The organism is Gilliamella sp. B14384G10, from assembly GCF_016101685.1.
Classification (GTDB): domain Bacteria; phylum Pseudomonadota; class Gammaproteobacteria; order Enterobacterales; family Orbaceae; genus Gilliamella; species Gilliamella apis_A.
In genome coordinates, this window is sequence record NZ_JACFQA010000001.1 from 374,400 (window position 1) to 394,069 (window position 19,670).

Consider the following 19,670-nt stretch of genomic DNA (forward strand, 5'->3'; position numbering starts at 1 on the left):
ATGACTTTGATAATCAAAAATATAAAAACTTTAACATCATTACTATTTTTACCAATACTTGCAATTCCAAATATTGGCTATACTGATCAAAATAATCCCTACAATCCAAAACCACAATGGATTACTATTCACAGTTCAAACTACTATGATGGAGATAGCGACGATCTAGTTACAGCCGGCATTGGTTTTACACCTTTATCATCAATGATACAAAAATTCAAATTTGCTGATCCTGATAATCCAACAACTCGTGAGCTCCGTCAAGCTAAATTAAATCGCTTTATTGATACAAAAACCGGTGAAGGTCAATTATTTGGATTTAGACAGCAAAACTTGTCACCATTGTTCGACGGAAAAATAGCCGGCACCGAAATTTTAGCGACAATTAAAGAAGGAAATGTCGGTGTTCTATTACAAATTCCCGTTGATTTTGATAAGAAAAAACCATGTATTGTTGCCATTCCAGCTAGCAATTATGACGGTTTATATAACGCCAAAGATATACAAATTCGCGGGCTTTGGGGATTAAAACACAATTGTGCAGTAGTTTATAATGATAAAGGATTGGGCAATGGTATTTATGATATTAGTAGTCAACAAGGCTTTACTATAGAAGGAAAAATTGCAAAAGATAATCTATTATTTAATCCTAAGATCAAAAATAGAGAAAATTTTATAAAAAATTACCCCAATAGATATGCTGTTAAACAGTTACACTCAAAACAGAACCCTGAACATAATTGGGGCAAATATGTTTTACAGTCAATTGAATTTGCACTTTATGAAATTAATGATAGATTTTCAGCCACAAATACTCGAAACTTTACCAGCTATAATACATTGATATTGATCTATGGTGCCGAAGATGGTGCTAGTGCAGCCTTGAATGCGGGTGAATTAGATAAGATCGGAACCATTAATGGTATTGTTGCGGTTAATCCACAAATACAACCCAATCCAGAGATTGCCTCACTTACTATACAAGAAGGAACTAGTGTAAGAAGTTTCAAATATAATTCAATCCCTGATTATGCTACTACAGCTGCGCTTTACATTCCTTGTGCCATCCCAGCAATTGAGCCTAATAAGGCAGACAATTATGTTCCTTATGCGTCAAAATATTTTTATTCGCAAAATCGCTGTGATGCACTAAAAAAGGCTAACTTATTAACTAAAGGTACGCCTAAAGAAGCTCTAGAAAAGTTATATAGTTATGGTTGGCGTCCAGAGATGGAAATTCAGTTACCCTATTTTTATAATAAAGAATCAATTGCTTTTCCGTATCAATATATTAGTTCATATGGTCGCTTTGATGTTACAGAAAACATGTGTGATTATTCTGTTGCCAGTACGCAACAAGATCCACTCTATAATTTTGGTGAAGTAATGCCATTAAAAGAAGTAAAATTCTCTGAAATCTGGTCACTATCTAATGGTCATTTACCTATTTGGGCCAATAAAGATGTTACCGCAATCGATCTTGTCGCAAATAAGGATATCGATTCACCAAGAAGAGAGTGGTTCTCAAGCTCTGAAATTAAAAATCAGATAGATTATGGTACTAAAGGGGCTATTTGTTTACGAGAGAAAATAACCGAGAAACGAGTTAATGATGGACTAAAACAAGTACAAGCAACCGGAAATTTAAATAAAATTAAAACGTTTATTGTACATGGACAAAATAATGTCAAACAGTTAATAAATCATACATCTCGTCCGTATGTTGCTTTAAATAGTGGAGTAGAAGGAAAAGAATCGCAACTACGTTATATCGAAGTTGAAAATGCTAGTTATCTCGACGGAAAATCACCATTTGATAACACGCTATTAGCTATTGACTATTACGGTGAAGATGCCATCGAATGGTTATGGGCCAATCTAACTAACAATACTACATTACCTGAAAGTCAGGTAATTCGTACTAAGCCAAGAGGTGGCAGCATTAGCCAAGCTCCGCAAGCAACACTTGAAAACTTGGTACCAATAGCACAAAAACCGGATAGCAGTAACTTGATTATAATTGAAGATAGAAAAATCAGTTTACCTAAATAAAACTATCCAACTTTTTAATGGTTATCGAATAAATTTATGTAGTTAAATTATTCGATAACTATTATCTCATAAGCTTATACCGATTTTATACCTGTACATATTTTCGGATATAAATCAAAAAAATGTGATTCTAATGCACTATAGTTTTGTTTAATATCAATAATGGTTTCTTGCAATAAATAAAGTTTTGGTCTTCGCTGAGCCATACCTTTCAATACTTTCGCAATAAAATCTATTGAAGCATAATTTTCTAACCATGATTCTTGCCACATCGCATTCATAAAATGTTGATAATCTGAAGGATAACTTGTGATATAAGGCTGGATATACCTTCTAGTCATAATATTAAATGATGATAAAGTTTGAGTTGAACCAAAATCATGCCAATACTTTGATAAAAAATGATCCCAAACAATATCAAGCGTTATTGGAGCAACACGTTGATGACTATTTCGAAACAACATTTTTGCTTGTTTAACAGTAGGAAAGCTATCAGTAAAGCTATCAATTTTTCGGTGCAACATAATGCCATCAGCTATCTCAGTTGGAAATTGCTGATAAGGATCACCTTTTACAAAATCAGCAACAGTATTGCCAATTAGCGAGCTATTGGCAATGGTTGCTAAATGTAAATGCGCAAGAATATTCACAACGTTCTACCAACAATCAATCACGATGTTTAAATTCTCCCTCCGCAAATCCCTCTCGCCAATAACTGGTGATCTGAATAGCATTAGGTTCTAAATTGAGATATTTATCTTTGATTGAATGACGTAATTGTTGTGCTAATGATCTTTCCATTCCCCCCCAAAACAATATATTATCTTGACCACTCAAATCGATGTTCATCACCGCTTCAACTAATTGATTAGGAGAATTTAAATCCTTAACGAACCATTGAACTGTTACATTTTTGTTGATTGGTAGGCCTACAATATCCGTTCTGTGATTAACTTCAATAAAAGCTAATGCTGTTTGAGAACTGGGCAAATTTTCAAGCGTATAACAGATACTCGGCACTGCGGAAATATCGCCCATCAAAACTAAAAATTGATTATCAAATTCTAATTTACCAGCAGTACCTACAATACCAACTTGATCACCTATTTTGGCCTTTTGAGCCCAAACCGTCGCTAATCCTTGAGAATGAATAGCAAAATCAATTATTAGTTGATTAGTGGATTCATCATACCCACGAATGCTATAACTACGTGCTAATTGGCGAATTCGATCACTGACCATGATTTTATTATTTTCATCTAATTGTGGGAAAGTAATTTCACCAGTCAAAGGATCAGCAAAGAGTAATTTTAAATGAGGACAAATCCAACGCGGATTGACCATCAATGGTTTATCACAGCTAAAATGCAAACGTAAAAAACTACGGGATAACTGTTCAACTTTGATAACTGTTAATAGCGCATTAATAATTGCTTTTCTTGGTTTCTCTTGCATGTGATGATCCTTATATTGCTGATATAACAGAAACATCATACAACAAAAAATAGATTAGATTAGGATATTTTTTAAATAAGAAAATAATCAAAATAATTAATATCGTTTATTGTCAGAATTAAGGAAGTAAAGTTAAAGATTAAATATGATTAATAGATTAGATAATACAGATCATTAAACTAATTTTCGTTAATCTAAACAGAATTCAAAAACCAGAATCACTAAATAAGAATAATACTGCTAAAACTCAAAATTATTATATCGGCCTTCAGTGAGATAAATATCATATAGAACTTAATATTCTCAAAAAATATCTAATACTATTAATTTTGACTATGGAAGTGTAAGTTAATTTATAGTTAATTAACGATATCGTTATTAAGCTATTACATAAAAACCCCTTTCCTCAAAATTTTTTGATCTGCTTTTGTCGTTGTTCTCGATCAAAAAACGTCCACGCAACAAAACGGCTTATTTTTTGACCTTGAGCCATAGGAATAATTTTGTATTCAGTTACAGATGATTTTTTTAACTGTTTTTTTATGTTTGTCAGTGATTCTTTTTTCGAAACCAACGAAGTAAACCATAGGCATTGTGTTTTATAGTTAACACTTTCGGCAATTATTTTGGTTATAAATGCACTTTCTCCTCCTTTGCACCAAAGTTCAGCATGTTGTCCACCAAAATTAAGTATAACTTGATCTTTTTCTGAACTTAATTTACCCAATTTTTGTAGTTTTGTATAAGCACTCGCTTGAGCCTGTTGCTTTGAATTATGAAAAGGAGGATTGCATAAAGTTGCCAAGTAAAATTCTTTCGGTTTAATGATATTTTCAAAAATAGCATCACTGTTGGGTTGTAAACGACATTGTAGGCTATTTTTTAATAATTCATTAGATTTTGCTATTAACGACGCAACCTTGAATGATGTTGGATTGATATCACTGCCAACAAATGACCAACCATACTCAGCACAGCCAATAATCGGATAAATGGCATTTGCACCAACCCCAATATCTAAAATGCTAATTCTCTTACCCTTAGGGATATTATTCTGATTATCTTGAGCTAATAAATCAGCCAAATAGTGGATATAATCTGCTCGACCTGGTATTGGAGGGCATAGGTAATCGTCTGGAATATCCCAATAAGAGAGTTGATAATAGTGCAATAAAAGTGCTTTATTTAGCATCTTCACGGCAATAGGATTAGAAAAATCAATCGTTACCCAGCCATATTGGTTAGGTTTAACAAAATTAGATAATGCTGGTAAAGTTTTAATAAGTAAATCAAATGGGTAGCCATTAATATGCTTATTACGATGATGTAAAACATCTTTGTTAATTGTTGGCGATGTTGTCTGCATGAATAATCCAATATGAAAAATTGCCGGCCATTATAGCCTTTTTACACAAATATGCGAAAATAGCCAAAGCTTTTAGATAGTAAAAACCCCTTTCCTCAAATTTTTTATTACTGTTAAACTAAAATTTATTTAAGTGTAACTAATTCGAAAATTAACTGTGGATTTGTTATAATCTGCCACTTTTAATTCACATAATAACGCAATGAAACGTCTATCCAAATTATCAATAATACCATTTATTAGTTTAATGCTAATCTCTTTTCAACTGCATGCAAGCGAGTTTAATGGGCAGGAGTTATCGTTATTTTGGGCTATCCCATTTGTTGGAATTTTGCTTTCTATCGCATTATGCCCATTATTTCTAGCACGGCTGTGGCATCATCATTATGGCAAAATTGTTCTGGTTTGGTCGTTACTATTTCTAGGCTCTGCGTTATTTTCTTTTGGTTTATCTACCACAATTCAATTAACAGCTCATGCCATTATTGAAGAGTATATCCCCTTTATATTATTACTTTTGGCATTGTTCACTGTTTCTGGTGGTATTCTTATCAAAAGTGATAAAATAAGTACGCCAAAATCAAATGTTATTTTATTAGCCATTGGTGTGGTATTAGCTTCAATTATGGGAACAACTGGCGCAGCTATGTTAATGATTCGGCCAATACTGCGAGCTAATCGGCAACGACACCATTCAGTCCACACAGTAATTTTCTTTATCTTTTTAGTCGCCAATATTGGTGGTGGTTTGACGCCGTTAGGTGATCCACCATTATTTATTGGTTTTTTAAAAGGAGTGGATTTTTTCTGGACTGTTAAACAAATGTTATTGCCAGTTATTTTGACATCCGGTTTATTACTCATTATTTATTATTTTATCGATAGATATTATTATTGTAAGCAATATGGCAATATTACTCTTTCCCATAGTTCAGAAGCAGTTAAATTATACGGTCTAAAAAATATCGGCTTGCTAATGGCGATAATTGCTAGTGTGCTTTTATCTGGCATTTGGCATCCAGCGATAAACTTCACGCTATTAGGATCGCAAATTGAATTAGAAAATCTAGTTCGTGATGGCCTTTTTATTGCTATAACGATTCTTTCAATACTGATCACGCCAAAGCAAGTACGAGCTGGCAATGAATTTAATTGGGATCCAATCAAAGAAGTTGCCAAATTGTTTATTGGTATCTTTATTACTATAGTGCCCGTTCTGGCAATTTTGCGTGCCGGCAATGACGGTGCTTTGAGTTCTGTAGTATCATTGGTCACCAGTGAACAAGCCACACCAATAAACAGTATGTATTTTTGGTTATCGGGATCATTGTCAGGATTTTTAGATAATGCACCAACTTATCTGGTGTTTTTTAATTTAGCTTCGGGTAATGCAACTACATTAATGACCACTTATGCAGACACACTATTGGCAATTTCAATGGGTTCTGTATTTATGGGCGCATTAAGTTACATTGGTAATGCACCTAACTTTATGGTTAAAAGTATTGCCACACAACATAAAATTAATATGCCAAGCTTTTTTGGTTATATGAAATGGTCAATAGGAGTTTTAATTCCAATATTTATTATTGATAATTTGGTATTTTTTGTATTGTTTTGAATAGGATAAACAGAAATCCTGTTCAACATAAGTAATAAAAAATCACTTAGATTTTCATCAAAACTTAATACTAAATATTAGTTTTTGCTTTAATGCTTATTGCAAAATAAGTTTGGCAAAATTTTTAAAATGCTTGTGATCTGTACCACAAAATAAGAACAAAGGTGGTGTTTTTATACTTTCATAATAAATATTGATATAATGGTTCATTTAGTAAATAAATTGAGAGCTATTTATGTTAAATCAATTAAAAGCAATAATTCAGTATCTTTTACCTAAACAGTTATTAACAGTTATATTTGGTTGGTTAGCCAACAAACGTTTAGGAAAAGTCACAACATGGATGATTATTGGTTTTTGTAAGCTATACAAAATTGATCTAAGTGAAGCGAAGTTAACTGATGCTAAAGATTATCCAACATTTAACGATTTTTTTGCTCGTGAACTCAATGAAGATGCGAGACCTATTGATCCTGCGGCAAGTTCAATTGTCATGCCAGCAGATGGTGTAATTAGTCAATTCGGTAATATTCAAGATAATTTATTATTACAAGCTAAAGGCCATTTTTACTCATTAGAATCTTTACTTGCTTGTCATCCGGATATGATAAAGTTTTTTAAAAATGGCTCTTTTACTACCACTTATTTATCACCTAAAAACTATCATCGTTTTCATATGCCTTGTGATGGTATATTACGTGAAATGATTTATGTACCAGGCTCTCTATTTTCAGTTAACAAAGCGACAACTGAAACCATTCCAAATATTTTTGCCCGAAATGAACGAGTAATTTGTTTATTTGAAACTGAATTTGGACCAATGGCTCAAATTATGGTAGGCGCGACTATCGTTGGTAGTATTGAATTAAATTGGGCTGGTATAATTACACCACCTCGTGATGGAGTGATGAAACGTTGGACTTATGCTGGTGAAGTTAACTTAGTAAAAGGCCAAGATATGGGATGCTTTAAATTAGGCTCAACCGTTATCACCTTATTTGCCTCCAACGCTGTTGAATTTGATAGCCATCTAAAACATGGTGATATTACCCGAGTAGGTCAAAAACTAGCAGAAAGGATCTAATCTATGTTGATGCGTGGTTTTTTGTGTTGGATATTACTTGCTATTTCATGCTTTGCTGTAGCTGAAGAATCAATACCTGTTATTGATAATGAAGATCAACTTGCAGAAGTGATCACTAAACTTGATGAAAAAAATGAAGATCTTCGTCAGAATATGGAGTACCAAAAATCACATTTAACCAGCATCATTAATGAACAAAATAATATTAATACCCAAATTTCACATGTCCAAAATACCCTTGCCACGCTTGCTGAACAAGGCGAATGGTTAAGTTTTTCAACCGCCCTAGGTGAAACTTTGCGCCAACAACTATTGCGATTACCAGAAAAACCTAAGTCACAACCACTTGATGCAGAAATCGCTGAGGCGAAAGTACAACAACTTAATTATTCAAATACCTTAAATGGCTTAGAAAATTATCCAACACTAAGCGTTGCTTTAAGTAATCTTAAATCAGCCAGTCAATATCGACGATTGTTACGCGAACAAAGTGAACTACTTAAAACATTAATTTCAGGAACTGATACCACGATTCTTGAATTAACTAAATTAAAAATTTCCAATAATCAATTAACCAATGCTATCGATGAAGTTAATGATGCCGCTCATCGTTACTTCTTTTGGGTTGCTGATGTTAACCCTATTTCACTTAGTTTTCCTTTAGACTTAGCTAAAGATGTTGTGTATATCACCGTTTCAATTGATACGCTATCACAACTCTACAATGCTTGTTTAGAAGTGCTTAGTGCCCCAAAACCACTATTCTTTTTAGTATTATCGATAATGTTTGTATATGTGCATTTTAAAATGCGAGGCAAATACAACACATTCTTAAATAAATCAGCTACTCGAGTCGGCAAAGTCACTCAAGATAATTATTCTTTAACTTTAAAAGTCATTATTTTTTCATTGATAATGGCATTACCTGTACCTATCTTGTGGGCAGCATTGGGTTATGCGCTACAAATTAATTGGGATTACCCTGTCGCAGTTGCTTTAGGTTATGGTGTCAATGCCGCAGCGCCTATTTTGTGGGTATTCATCATTACGGCACACTTTGCATCTCCAAATGGATTATTTATTACTCACTTTGGTTGGGCAAAACAAAATGTTCGTCACGCAATGAAATACTATCAACTATCTGTTTGGGTCGTGATTCCATTAGTTGTCGTTGTGATGAGTTTTGATCAGTTTAGTAATCGCCAATTTGCTGCAACTATCGGTCGTATAGCATTTATTATCCTCTGTTTTGCTTTAGTGTTTATGACTAACTCAATTCATCGAGCTGGCGTTCCTCTTTATATTGATAAGAAAGGTTCGGGTGATAACGTATTAAGTCATATTTTGTGGTTTATGCTATTAAGTGCACCATGGCTAGCTATTATTGCTGCTTGTTTAGGTTATTTATCGACGGCAGAAGTTTTATTAGGCAGATTAGAAGCCTCAGTCATAATCTGGTTTGGCTTGTTAGTTATCTATTTTATGATTCGCCGTTGGATGTGGATACAAAAACGTCGTATTGAATTCGAACGGACTAAACAACGCCGATTAGAGCGTATGCAACGCGCCAAAGGCATCGAAGAAGATATAAACTCAATCAATGATAGTGTTGATGAACCTATTATCGATTTAGATGCGATTAGTGCCCAATCATTACAATTAGTCAGATCAATTATTATGCTTATAGCATTAATCAGTATGATCTTACTTTGGTCGGAACTTCATTCGGCTTTTGCCTTTATGAATAATATAAAGCTTTGGGGTACAAGTACCATTATCAATGGTACTGAGATTGAACAACATATCACGCTTGGTGCGGTATGTATCGCTATTTTAGTCATGACCATTACTGTTCAATTGGTTAAAAATTTACCTGCATTACTTGAGTTAGGCATTTTACAACATTTAGATTTAGCGCCGGGTACTGGGTATGCGATTACAACGGTATCGAAGTACATTATTTTGATGATAGGTTGTATGATTGCTTTTTCATTCATTGGTATAGATTGGGCAAAAATTCAGTGGTTAATTGCAGCACTAGGTGTTGGTCTAGGTTTTGGTCTACAAGAGATCTTTGCTAATTTTATTTCCGGTTTAATTATTTTGTTTGAAAAACCAGTGCGGATTGGTGATACCGTTACGATTCGAGATTTAACCGGTAATATCACTAAAATTAGTACACGAGCTATTACAATTGTCGATTGGGATCGTAAAGAAATTGTCATGCCTAATAAGGCGTTTATCACAGAACAATTAGTCAACTGGTCCCTATCCGATTCAATAACTCGTATAGTATTAACCATACCAGCAACCATTGATGCAGATAGTGAACTGGTTATGAAACTTTTACAACAAGCTTGTGAAGAGTGTGAATTTGTACTTAACGATCCAGAACCACAAGTCTTTTTAGTTGATATTCAAGAAGGAATTCAACTGTTTGAATTACGCGTATTTGCGGCAGAAATGGGACATCGAATGAAACTACGCAGTGCCATACATAAACTCATTTTAGATGCTTATCGACGTCATAACTTGACCTTACCATTTCCACCACTACAAACGAACTTAGAAGCGCTTGGTCGTAAAAGTGGCCGCCGAAGTTACAGTATTGGCACAGTTTAGCCAAAAATTGTTTCTAACCATGGCACCCCAAAAGCTCCCGGTGCCAAAAGGACAAATGCCCAAATAGGAGCAGAAGCCACATTAGCAATATTGAATTTTGTTGCTGGCATATGCATGGTACCTGCTATCAAAGGAACGACGGCTCGTAAAGGGCCAAAAAATCGTCCAATAAACACCCCAAAAGTCCCATAACGCTGAAAAAACTGTTCAGCACGAAACACTATTTTCGGATATTTATTCAATGGCCATGAAGCAATCACCTGTTGATGATAATGTTTGCCTAACCAATAAGATATTAGATCTCCGATGATAGCCCCGCATGATGCAGCAATCAAAACAGGAACAAACGAAATCACCCCAGTTCCAATCAAAGCTCCGGCTCCTAATAAAATTGCTGTAGCAGGAACAAGTAAAGAAATGATAGCCAATGACTCACCAAATGCTAATAAAAAAATAATTGGCAGAGACCACACTTGATGAGTTTCAATAAACTGCATAATCGTATGCGTAATTTCATTTAATGACATAAAGTTGCCTCGCATAATCATTTTGGATAGGCTTTATTCTAACACAACAAATATATGATAATTCTAATGGGATTAACCATTGGTAGAATCTTACAAAATCAACTAATCTAAATATTGGGCTTTTTATTGATACTAAGCTAAGTTATTATATTTAAAATAATAGCTAGATTCAGTCATACAATTATTACGAGATAAACCATGACAGTGGGCATTAAAAACTTTAATGTAAATAAATTTAAACATGGTCAATTGCAACCATCAGAAGATGATACCGTAGCCACAGAAAAGCCAGTGGCACTAATTTATAATGGTATTTCTCATGTCGTCATGATGGCAACCCCAAAAGATCTTAATTATTTTGCTATTGGTTTTTCATTAACTGAAAAAATTATAGAATCAGTTAGTGAAATTTATAGCATTGATATTATTGAAACAGTACAAGGTACTGAAGTCCATATTGAACTATCGTCAAGACGGTTTATGCAATTAAAAGAAAAGCGTCGCAATTTAGCCGGTCGTACTGGTTGTGGTATTTGTGGCACAGAACAAATAGAGCAAGTCTGTCAATTTACTCAGCCTCTATTATCAAACGATAAAATCTGTTTATCTGATTTTCATCATGCCCTTGATTATCTAACGCAAGTTCAAACTGTAGGGGGACAAACCGGTTGTACGCATGCGGCTGTATGGTTGGATTTAACTGGTAATTTTATTGCTGGATTTGAAGATATCGGCAGACATGTTGCATTAGATAAATTGTTAGGTTATCGAGCAAAAATACAACAAGAAACTAAGCAAAACATACAAGGAATAATTCTTGTTTCAAGCCGAGCTAGTTATGAAATGGTACAAAAAACAGCTCGTAGTGGTGTAGAAATTCTATTTGCCGTATCAGCAGCAACGACAATGGCAATTGAACTAGCCAAACAAAGTAATTTAACTTTAGTTGGTTTTTTTAGAAACACCCAAGGAGTAATTTATACCGATAGTGAACGAATCACTGAGAAATAGGCTATCAATAATAAATTCAGACTAAACAATTATTTTACATAACCAATAAAATAATTAACCATTCAATTTATTGATTTTTAATATAAAAATAAATTTAATTCAATATATATTATTTCATATCTTTCTTTATTTATCGAAGATCATCATAATATACGCCGAAAATAAGAACAACTTTGTTTTTATTATATATTATTTTTTAAATGATTGTTCTAATTTTAATCAATTGTCAGTTATTGATATTATAAATAATTTCACATAACTGATTAATAATCATAATGATTTTTTTGAATTCAAAATTAAATCATTAGTAAAAAAGTTTCTTAAATAATGATTTTTAATCGTGTTATCAATTAAGCGTATACTAAAATTTGAAAGGATAGAGTCATGCATCAAACAGCAGATATACAACAAGCAGTAAACTATATTCAACAACAAACAGATAAAAAACCTACAATTGGAATTATACTTGGATCTGGTTTAGGCCCTTTTGCCGATACTCTTGAAGATGCAGTACATATTCCTTATGACAATATCCCTCATTTTGCCAAATCTGCTGCTGTCGGTCATGCTAATGAATTAGTTATTGGTAACTGTGGCGATAAAACCGTTGTTGCCATGAAAGGGCGTTTTCATTACTACGAAGGTTTTTCATTGGATCAAGTTACCTTCCCTGTTCGGGTAATGAAAATGCTTGGCGTAGAAAAACTTATCATTACTAATGCCTGTGGTGCGGTTAATACCAGCTTTAAACCGGGTGATTTAATGATAATTACAGATCACATTAACTTAACCGCTAATAACCCATTAATGGGGCCGAATAATCCTGAATTAGGTGTACGTTTTCTTGATGTAAGCGAAGTATACAATAAACAATTACGCACAACTGTTAGCGAAGTAGCTAAAGAACTTAATATCACGTTACAACAAGGTGTTTATGCATGGTGGACTGGCCCGACTTATGAAACGCCAGCAGAAATTAGAATGATCAGAGTATTAGGTGCTGATGCTGTTGGTATGTCAACCGTGCCAGAAGCAATCATTGCTCATCATTCAGGTATTAAAACCATCGGAATCTCATGTTTAACCAATATGGCTTGTGGCATTTTAGATCAACCTTTAGGTCATGAAGAAGTTATTGAAACCGCTGAACGAGTTAAATCAACTTTCTTACAATTGATTACTAAAACAATTGCTCGTTTTTAGTTTTTAATAGGTAATTCTAAAAAGTAATTTTTTATAATTTTATACTAGCAGTTCACTTTATTTTGGATATAAATAATGAACATAAAACATAGATTACAAGTCATGATGTTTTTCCAATATTTTATTTGGGGAAGCTGGTTAACGACTTTTGGTATTTATTTGATCAACACGTTAAATTTTTCTGGTTATGACGTTGGTTTGGTTTACAGTACTAAAGGCTTTGCTGCATTAATTATGCCGTTTATTATTGGTATTATTGCGGATAAATTTATTCCACCTAAATACTTATTTATGCTTTGTCATACTATTTGTGCTATTGCGTTATTTTATGCAGCCTCAGTAACAACACCAAATCAACTGTATTGGGTGATGCTGGTTAATGCAATGGCTTTTATGCCAACTATAGCATTATCTAATTCATTAAGTTATCACTGTTTAGATAGGAGTAATTTAGACACTGTTACGGTTTTTCCAAAAATCCGCGTTTTTGGAACGGTAGGTTTTATTATCGCAATGTGGACCATCAGTTTACTAAAATTCGATATAAGCAATGCTCAGCTCTATATTGCTTGTGCGGCCTCCGTTATTCTGGTGATCTATAGTGCGACATTACCTAATATTGAAATCACCAAAAACCAACAACAATCATGGATTTCACGTTTAGGTTTAGATGCATTTGTGTTATTTAAAAAACCAGTAATGTTAATATTTTTTCTGTTTTCGATGTTGTTAGGTGCTATATTACAAATCACTAATACCTTTGGTGGTGCGTTTTTGAAAGATTTTGGCAAAATTGCCGAATTTCAAGACAGCATAATTGTCCAACATCCAGCAATATTGTTATCTGTTTCGCAAATGGCAGAAGTTGCTTTTATTTTGACTATTCCATATTTTCTTAATAAATTTGGCATAAAGAAAGTCATCATGATCAGCTTAATTGCCTGGACACTTAGATTTGGCTTCTTTGCCTATGGTGATCCAACACCATTTGGTTTTGTATTATTGATGCTATCAATGATTGTATATGGTTGTGCATTTGACTTCTTTAATATCTCAGGATCCATCTTTATTGAAAAAGAAGTTAATGCTAATATACGCGCTAGTGCCCAAGGGTTATTTATGACCATGGTTAATGGTATCGGTGCGATTATAGGTTCATTTATTAGTGGTATTGTGGTTGATATCAATACACATGATGGATTAAAAGATTGGCACTCAATATGGTTAAGTTTTGCAGCTTATGCATTAGTTTTAGGTATAGTGTTTTATTTTACCTTTAACTATGATCAACATAAAACCGAATCTGCGAAGTAATAACTTATCAATATAAATAAGGGATAACTCATCCCTTATTTATCCTCTGTTTTTTTGAGTATTCCCATACCGTAAAAATAGTGACATAAAGCCACAGGATATTTCTTGTTGGTTATAATTTTTATGTGCCAATAATTGACGACACATATAGTTTTAAAAGTAATGAGATTTAGCTATGAAAGAAAAATTTTTAGGTGGTTTATTAGTTTTTTTAGGCGCTTGTAGCTTCGGCGTTCTCTCTTCTATTGTAAAGACCGCTTATAAATCAGGTTATACACTAGGCCAAGTGACTGGAGTTCAATGTTTCTTTGGTATGCTGATACTATGGGGGATCCATTTTATAGTAAAAGCCACCAATAAAAATAAAGTAACGAATAAACACAAAAAAAGCTCAACTAAAAAATGGCATATGTGTGCCGTTGGTATATTTCCAGGCTTAGTTGGGATTTGTTATTATCAATGCGTGCAATTGGTTCCTGCATCTATTGCTATTATTTTGCTTATGCAATATTTATGGATAAGTGTCATTATTGATTTTGTTATTTTTAAAAATAAACCAACGCCTATTCAGTTAGTAACAATCATTACAATTATCATTGGTAGTTGTTTAGCCGCAGGTATATTCAATCAAACCATTAAGTTGAATTTAACTGGATGTTTATTTGGTTTTTTAGCAGCATTAATGTATTCGCTCTTTATTACCACTAGTAGCAATATTGGTAACGAATTACCAAAATTAGAAAAAAGTGCACTCATGATAACCGGAGCTTGTATTGTCACCTTTATTATTTTTCCACCACTATTTTTCTTTGAATTCAGTATTGATGATAAAATTTACCAATTAGGTTTTTTACTGGCATTATTAGGAACTGTCTTACCACCGTTTTTATTCTCGGTAGGTATTCCAAAAATTGGCATTTCATTAAGTGCTATTCTATCAGCAGCAGAACTTCCCGTTGCAGTAACATGCTCTTATTTCTATTTGAGAGAATCGGTATATTTCAACCAATGGATTGGAGTGATCATTATTTTGTTGGCCATTGCCTTACCTAATTTAAAACACCTAAAAAAATAATAATCCTACAATGTATTAAGTGTAGTAATAGAATTACTGCACTTAATTGTCTGAATCATAATTATTCTTGTATATGGCTTTTAAGCCATTGCACAAAAACATCTATTTTAGGATTATATCTTTCATGTGATCGGCAAATATAATAACGCTGTGCACATGGTGCTTCCATATCTAAAAAAGGGGCAATCAGTTTCCCAGATTCTAGATATTTCTTGAGAGTCTGTTTTCTACCTATAGCAATACCAGCATTATTGATTGCTGCAGCAACAACATGGTCTGAACGATCGAATAGCAAATTTTGCATCTTAATAAAATCAAAAGATAACGAAAAGTAATTTGCCCATGTTTGCCATTCATCAAAACTAAAATCTAACATATCGCCTGTGTTATAATGTAATAAAGTACATTTTTTTAAATTTTCGATATTATTATATAGATTAAATTGCTTAGCATAATCAGGGGTACATACTGGAATAAGTGTTTCACTAATTAAATGTTCACAATCTAATTCATCATAATGCAAAGAATCATAATAGATTGCTAAATCAACTGGATATTGGTTAAAATTAATTGGGGTATTGCCTGATATCATATTCAAAATGATATAGGGGTAAGATTCCGTAAATTGCGATAACTTTGGAATCAAACATTCTTGAATAAAAGATGGACAAGAATAGATAGTAATAGCACCGGTAACATCTTTATTTTTAATATCAACAATTTCTTGATTTAAAATACTTAATGACTTCTTAACCACTGCAAATAAATTTTTACCATCATTGGTCAAAGTTATCCTTCGATGAAATCGGTTAAATAATTTAAAATTCAGTTCTTCTTCCAGTTTGTTGATTTGATGACTTACAGCACTTGGACTAATACAGAGCTCTTCTGCGGCGGAAGCAAAAGATAAATGGCGAGCAGCAGACTCAAATGTATGTAACTTTGATAACTGATAACGGTTAATAAAACGGCTACTATTTGACACTTTATCTTCACTATTCATTTACAGTGATTCCAAAGAACACCATACAAGATCATCTTACTAATCTAATCTATTACCATTCAGAAAGCCACTGTTTTTTATCAGTTTTACGTAAAGATAATGTTGCAACAATTTAGCTCATGCAAAGTTAATAATAGATCATTTGTCAAATACTGGACAAAAAACATAAAAAATACTAGTATCTATTAGCATAAAAAAGTATAGTGTTATCAAAAATAGCAAAGAAAAGTAATCTATATTTTTTATAAGTTTTAGCATCTATAAAATAAAGTCTTTACCGTGGTTGATATATTTTGTTATTTAGTACATTTAGTAAAATGACACAAATGAAGTAATGTTATCTGTAGGTATTGAAAAGTTTATTGATCGTCTCAATATTATTATTGATATTCTCAATTAAGAATGATTAGCGTTGCTTTGACAAGAATAAGAATAAGTTGTTTTTCAAAAGATATTTTTAATAGCGTAATAACATAAAAATTAAGTCCGATATGATAACTTAATAAAGTCTATCCTTTTTTAGTAAACATTTTCCAGAAGATTTGATACTTCTAAAATGGACTTATATCAACCAGTGATTGGAATTCGAGGTATCAATATATCTCAAATCTAAATCACCATCCTAAGACATGCAGTTTATTATTATAGATTAATAACTAAATAAACAAGCATATTAAGATTTATTTAATTTATCTTAAACCAATCAAGTATAGCTATATAATTATTACTATATCTCCGTTAGATATAGTAAATATTAACTAAAGATTTTTATTAATAAATATTTATATAACATTACAGGAGGCACAACAAAATAGTAGGTTTAAAACAAGCTATCAAATAGCATGTTAGTCTTATTTATATCGTAACAAGATGATTTTTTATTAAATCATTAGTTTTAATAGTCAGTTGTAAATAGCAGTATAGTAAAAGTATTAGTTGTTTTATATGTGTAAGCATAAAGTTAAACAGATATGCCTTGACAATAATGAGTATTAACGCTGTTTAGTTGTCAAATTTATTGTTCTATTTTTACCCTGAATTAAAAGGAAGTTACAGAATGAAGACATATAAAAAACCATTATTTACCTTGGTGCATAGCAATGATGCTATACCTGAGCATAAAACCTTAGCGTATCTTGACCCAACATTAAATGATTATACAGATCATATTGATGAAGTTATTGGTTTACGTATTAAGGAATTGAAACTTCACCATTCTGAATATAGGGAATATCATGATGATAAACAAAATAATAACAAGTCAGGTTTTTCTTTTATTTTTCAAGAAATATTTGAATCAGAACATCATAAAAAGCAAATTGGCATGTTAAAAGACGAGATATTAATTGCCAAAGAATCAAATAGAGTAAAGAAATTGCTAAATGAACGTTTAAAGGAATTTGCGAAGTTTTACCCTGAAATACAATTTAACTTGAACAATGTTCAATCGCTACCAACTAGATTTAAAGATTACCTTTTCGCTCCACCTTTAGTCTTAACTGAGGATAATACTATTATGCTTTGGGATGACTAAAAAAACTTAACAATAATTAATAAGGCAAAATCTACAGTATTGACATACTGTAGATTTTTTATTTTAACCTTCTAAATAATCTTAACTGTTAAATGCACTTTCACCATGACTGTTAATATCAAGTCCTTCACGTTCATGCTCTTCAGAAACTCGCAAACCAACACTAAGATCAGCAATTTTATACGCAATATAAGCTATTATTGCCGTCCAAATGACACAAGTGATAACACTCATTAATTGTATACCTACTTGACTTGTCATAGTGATACCATCGGCATAACCTGTTCCACCTAATGACTCAGAAGCAAAAACCCCAGTTAGTAGACAACCAACAATACCACATACGCCATGTACACCAAATACGTCACAGGTATCATCAACTTTTAAAATCCTTTTTAAAGATGAAACACCCCAAACACCGGCAACCCCACAAATAAGACCAATTAACATTGCACCACCAACACCAACAAATCCTGCTGCTGGAGTGATACCCACTAATCCAGCAATCACGCCTGATGCTGCCCCCAAACATGATGGTTTACCACGTAATATCCATTCGGCGAATGACCACGCTAAAACAGCGGCAGCAGTTGCGGCAACGGTATTAATAAAAGCTAAACCAGCAATTTCATCAGCATGTGTTGACGATCCGGCATTGAAACCAAACCAACCGATATATAAGATAGCTGCACCTAAATAAACATAAGGTAAGTTAAACGGTTTTAATGGTTCTCGATTGTAACCAATACGATTTTTAAGCATATAAGCACCGAGTAAACCAGCAACAGCTGCATTGATATGTACCACAGTACCACCAGCAAAATCTAATGCGCCTTCATCACCAAGAATTCCACCACCCCAGACCATATGAGCCATCGGAATATATGAGAAAGTGAACCATAACACCATAAAGATAAGAACTGCCGAAAAACGAATTCTTTCTGCAAATGCACCCAAGATTAAACAACATGTGATACAAGCAAAAGAACCTTGAAATGCAATCCAAATCATTTCATAGATCGAACCAGAAATATCAGTAATACCAACATTAACCAATAAAAAACGGTCAAAGTTACCAAAAAACCAGTTACCTTCACCAAAGGCTAAAGAGTAGCCATAAACTATCCATAACACCGCAATCAACGAAAATGTTACTAATACTTGTGAAAGCATGGATAAAACGTTTTTAGATCTTAATAAGCCACCGTAAAAAAGTGCAATACCAGGTACTGACATAAATAAAACTAATGCAGTACAGATCATCATAAAACCATTGTCAGCTTTATCTGCAATTGCCACTTCATCAGCAAACACTGGACTTGCTAAAGCGAATCCGAAACAGAGAATAAATTTTTTCAACATAATGATATCCTTATTGATAATTACAGTGCTGACTCATCAGTTTCACCGGTACGAATACGAACAACATGTTCTAGCGGAGTAACAAAAATTTTCCCATCCCCTATTTTTCCTGTATAAGCAGCTTTAGTAATGGTACTAATTACCTCATCGAGCAATTCATCACTAATTGCTAGCTCAATTTTTACTTTAGGTAGAAAGTTGACATTATATTCTGCCCCACGGTATAGTTCGGCATGACCTTTTTGTCGCCCAAATCCCTTAACTTCAGTTACGGTTAAACCAGTAATTCCAATATTTGATAGTGATTCTCTAACCTCTTCTAATTTGAAAGGTTTTATAACTACGGTGACAAATTTCATCCATTACTCCTTATTACTATTAATGTTATTTAAGTTAATGCAAGGAGCATGCCAAAATTAGCAGAGAAGTATTATCCATTGA

At 33.1% G+C, this 19,670-nt stretch carries 15 protein-coding genes and 1 pseudogene; 9 read left to right on the plus strand and 7 right to left on the minus strand.

The window, feature by feature from the left end; all coding sequences use genetic code 11:
- Positions 1-2,052 (plus strand): 3-hydroxybutyrate oligomer hydrolase family protein, encoded by a 2,052-nt coding sequence (locus H3T54_RS01765; protein ID WP_198220581.1) that lies wholly within the window; start codon positions 1-3, stop codon positions 2,050-2,052.
- 74 nt (positions 2,053-2,126) lie between these two features.
- Here H3T54_RS01765 and H3T54_RS01770 read toward each other — a convergent pair whose 3' ends face one another.
- The 3 genes from H3T54_RS01770 to rlmF all read right to left on the minus strand — a co-directional run bounded on the left by H3T54_RS01770 (position 2,127) and on the right by rlmF (position 4,873).
- Complete coding sequence (locus H3T54_RS01770) at positions 2,127-2,702, minus strand: ACP phosphodiesterase (protein ID WP_198220583.1); 576 nt, start codon at positions 2,700-2,702, stop codon at positions 2,127-2,129.
- Positions 2,703-2,718: 16 nt separating this feature from the next.
- Entirely contained in the window at positions 2,719-3,507 is a 789-nt protein-coding gene (locus H3T54_RS01775; protein ID WP_198220585.1) for a siderophore-interacting protein, read from the minus strand.
- 406 nt (positions 3,508-3,913) lie between these two features.
- The gene (rlmF, locus tag H3T54_RS01780) at positions 3,914-4,873 is read right to left on the minus strand and encodes a 23S rRNA (adenine(1618)-N(6))-methyltransferase RlmF (RefSeq protein WP_110447532.1); all 960 of its coding nucleotides are present in this window, start codon (positions 4,871-4,873) and stop codon (positions 3,914-3,916) included.
- 202 nt (positions 4,874-5,075) lie between these two features.
- Here rlmF and H3T54_RS01785 point away from each other — a divergent pair, with 202 nt between their 5' ends.
- From H3T54_RS01785 to mscM, 3 genes and pseudogenes are all read left to right on the plus strand, one after another.
- Positions 5,076-6,494 (plus strand): sodium:proton antiporter, encoded by a 1,419-nt coding sequence (locus H3T54_RS01785; protein ID WP_198220587.1) that lies wholly within the window; start codon positions 5,076-5,078, stop codon positions 6,492-6,494.
- A gap of 235 nt (positions 6,495-6,729) precedes the next feature.
- On the plus strand, positions 6,730-7,578 hold the full coding sequence (gene asd / locus H3T54_RS01790; RefSeq protein ID WP_198220589.1) for an archaetidylserine decarboxylase: 849 nt from the start codon (positions 6,730-6,732) through the stop codon (positions 7,576-7,578).
- A gap of 90 nt (positions 7,579-7,668) precedes the next feature.
- A pseudogene (mscM, locus tag H3T54_RS01795) lies at positions 7,669-10,200 on the plus strand (miniconductance mechanosensitive channel MscM); the annotation flags it as partial.
- Here mscM and H3T54_RS01800 read toward each other — a convergent pair.
- Entirely contained in the window at positions 10,197-10,727 is a 531-nt protein-coding gene (locus tag H3T54_RS01800; RefSeq protein WP_086365467.1) for a DedA family protein, read from the minus strand. The pseudogene mscM and the gene H3T54_RS01800 overlap by 4 nt on opposite strands.
- 198 nt (positions 10,728-10,925) lie before the next feature.
- On the opposite strand from H3T54_RS01800, the gene fdhD reads away from it, so the two are divergent.
- From fdhD to H3T54_RS01820, 4 genes are all read left to right on the plus strand, one after another.
- Positions 10,926-11,738, plus strand: a complete 813-nt coding sequence (fdhD, locus tag H3T54_RS01805; RefSeq protein WP_198220593.1) for a formate dehydrogenase accessory sulfurtransferase FdhD — start codon at positions 10,926-10,928, stop codon at positions 11,736-11,738.
- A gap of 384 nt (positions 11,739-12,122) precedes the next feature.
- Positions 12,123-12,941, plus strand: coding sequence for a purine-nucleoside phosphorylase (locus tag H3T54_RS01810; protein WP_198200387.1), 819 nt, complete (start codon positions 12,123-12,125; stop codon positions 12,939-12,941).
- A gap of 75 nt (positions 12,942-13,016) precedes the next feature.
- Positions 13,017-14,255, plus strand: coding sequence for a nucleoside permease (locus H3T54_RS01815; RefSeq protein WP_198220595.1), 1,239 nt, complete (start codon positions 13,017-13,019; stop codon positions 14,253-14,255).
- A 175-nt stretch (positions 14,256-14,430) separates the two neighbouring features.
- The gene (locus H3T54_RS01820; protein ID WP_198200391.1) at positions 14,431-15,330 is read left to right on the plus strand and encodes a DMT family transporter; all 900 of its coding nucleotides are present in this window, start codon (positions 14,431-14,433) and stop codon (positions 15,328-15,330) included.
- Positions 15,331-15,391: 61 nt separating this feature from the next.
- On the opposite strand, the gene dsdC is transcribed toward H3T54_RS01820, so the two are convergent.
- Positions 15,392-16,333, minus strand: coding sequence for a DNA-binding transcriptional regulator DsdC (gene dsdC, locus H3T54_RS01825; RefSeq protein WP_198200393.1), 942 nt, complete (start codon positions 16,331-16,333; stop codon positions 15,392-15,394).
- Between the two features lie 1,057 nt (positions 16,334-17,390).
- Here dsdC and H3T54_RS01830 point away from each other — a divergent pair.
- Positions 17,391-17,867 (plus strand): hypothetical protein, encoded by a 477-nt coding sequence (locus H3T54_RS01830; RefSeq protein ID WP_110447516.1) that lies wholly within the window; start codon positions 17,391-17,393, stop codon positions 17,865-17,867.
- Positions 17,868-17,948: 81 nt separating this feature from the next.
- Here H3T54_RS01830 and amtB read toward each other — a convergent pair whose 3' ends face one another.
- Both amtB and glnK read right to left on the minus strand, forming a co-directional pair.
- Positions 17,949-19,229 carry an ammonium transporter AmtB gene (gene amtB, locus H3T54_RS01835; protein WP_198220597.1) on the minus strand — a complete coding sequence of 427 codons (1,281 nt, stop codon included), beginning with the start codon at positions 19,227-19,229 and terminating at the stop codon, positions 17,949-17,951.
- A gap of 20 nt (positions 19,230-19,249) precedes the next feature.
- Complete coding sequence (glnK, locus tag H3T54_RS01840; protein WP_086359933.1) at positions 19,250-19,588, minus strand: P-II family nitrogen regulator; 339 nt, start codon at positions 19,586-19,588, stop codon at positions 19,250-19,252.
- Between the last annotated feature and the right edge of the window lie 82 nt (positions 19,589-19,670).

Excerpts from the sequence above, each read along its gene's own strand:
- H3T54_RS01810 (WP_198200387.1), top strand. The coding sequence starts at position 12,123 with ATGCATCAAACAGCAGATATACAACAAGCAGTAAACTATATTCAACAA.
- H3T54_RS01785 (WP_198220587.1), top strand. The coding sequence starts at position 5,076 with ATGAAACGTCTATCCAAATTATCAATAATACCATTTATTAGTTTAATG.
- H3T54_RS01820 (WP_198200391.1), top strand. The coding sequence starts at position 14,431 with ATGAAAGAAAAATTTTTAGGTGGTTTATTAGTTTTTTTAGGCGCTTGT.
- fdhD (WP_198220593.1), top strand. The coding sequence starts at position 10,926 with ATGACAGTGGGCATTAAAAACTTTAATGTAAATAAATTTAAACATGGT.
- H3T54_RS01830 (WP_110447516.1), top strand. The coding sequence starts at position 17,391 with ATGAAGACATATAAAAAACCATTATTTACCTTGGTGCATAGCAATGAT.
- H3T54_RS01775 (WP_198220585.1), bottom strand. The coding sequence starts at position 3,507 with ATGCAAGAGAAACCAAGAAAAGCAATTATTAATGCGCTATTAACAGTT.
- H3T54_RS01815 (WP_198220595.1), top strand. The coding sequence starts at position 13,017 with ATGAACATAAAACATAGATTACAAGTCATGATGTTTTTCCAATATTTT.
- H3T54_RS01800 (WP_086365467.1), bottom strand. The coding sequence starts at position 10,727 with ATGTCATTAAATGAAATTACGCATACGATTATGCAGTTTATTGAAACT.
- rlmF (WP_110447532.1), bottom strand. The coding sequence starts at position 4,873 with ATGCAGACAACATCGCCAACAATTAACAAAGATGTTTTACATCATCGT.
- amtB (WP_198220597.1), bottom strand. The coding sequence starts at position 19,229 with ATGTTGAAAAAATTTATTCTCTGTTTCGGATTCGCTTTAGCAAGTCCA.
- H3T54_RS01765 (WP_198220581.1), top strand. The coding sequence starts at position 1 with ATGACTTTGATAATCAAAAATATAAAAACTTTAACATCATTACTATTT.
- glnK (WP_086359933.1), bottom strand. The coding sequence starts at position 19,588 with ATGAAATTTGTCACCGTAGTTATAAAACCTTTCAAATTAGAAGAGGTT.
- asd (WP_198220589.1), top strand. The coding sequence starts at position 6,730 with ATGTTAAATCAATTAAAAGCAATAATTCAGTATCTTTTACCTAAACAG.
- dsdC (WP_198200393.1), bottom strand. The coding sequence starts at position 16,333 with ATGAATAGTGAAGATAAAGTGTCAAATAGTAGCCGTTTTATTAACCGT.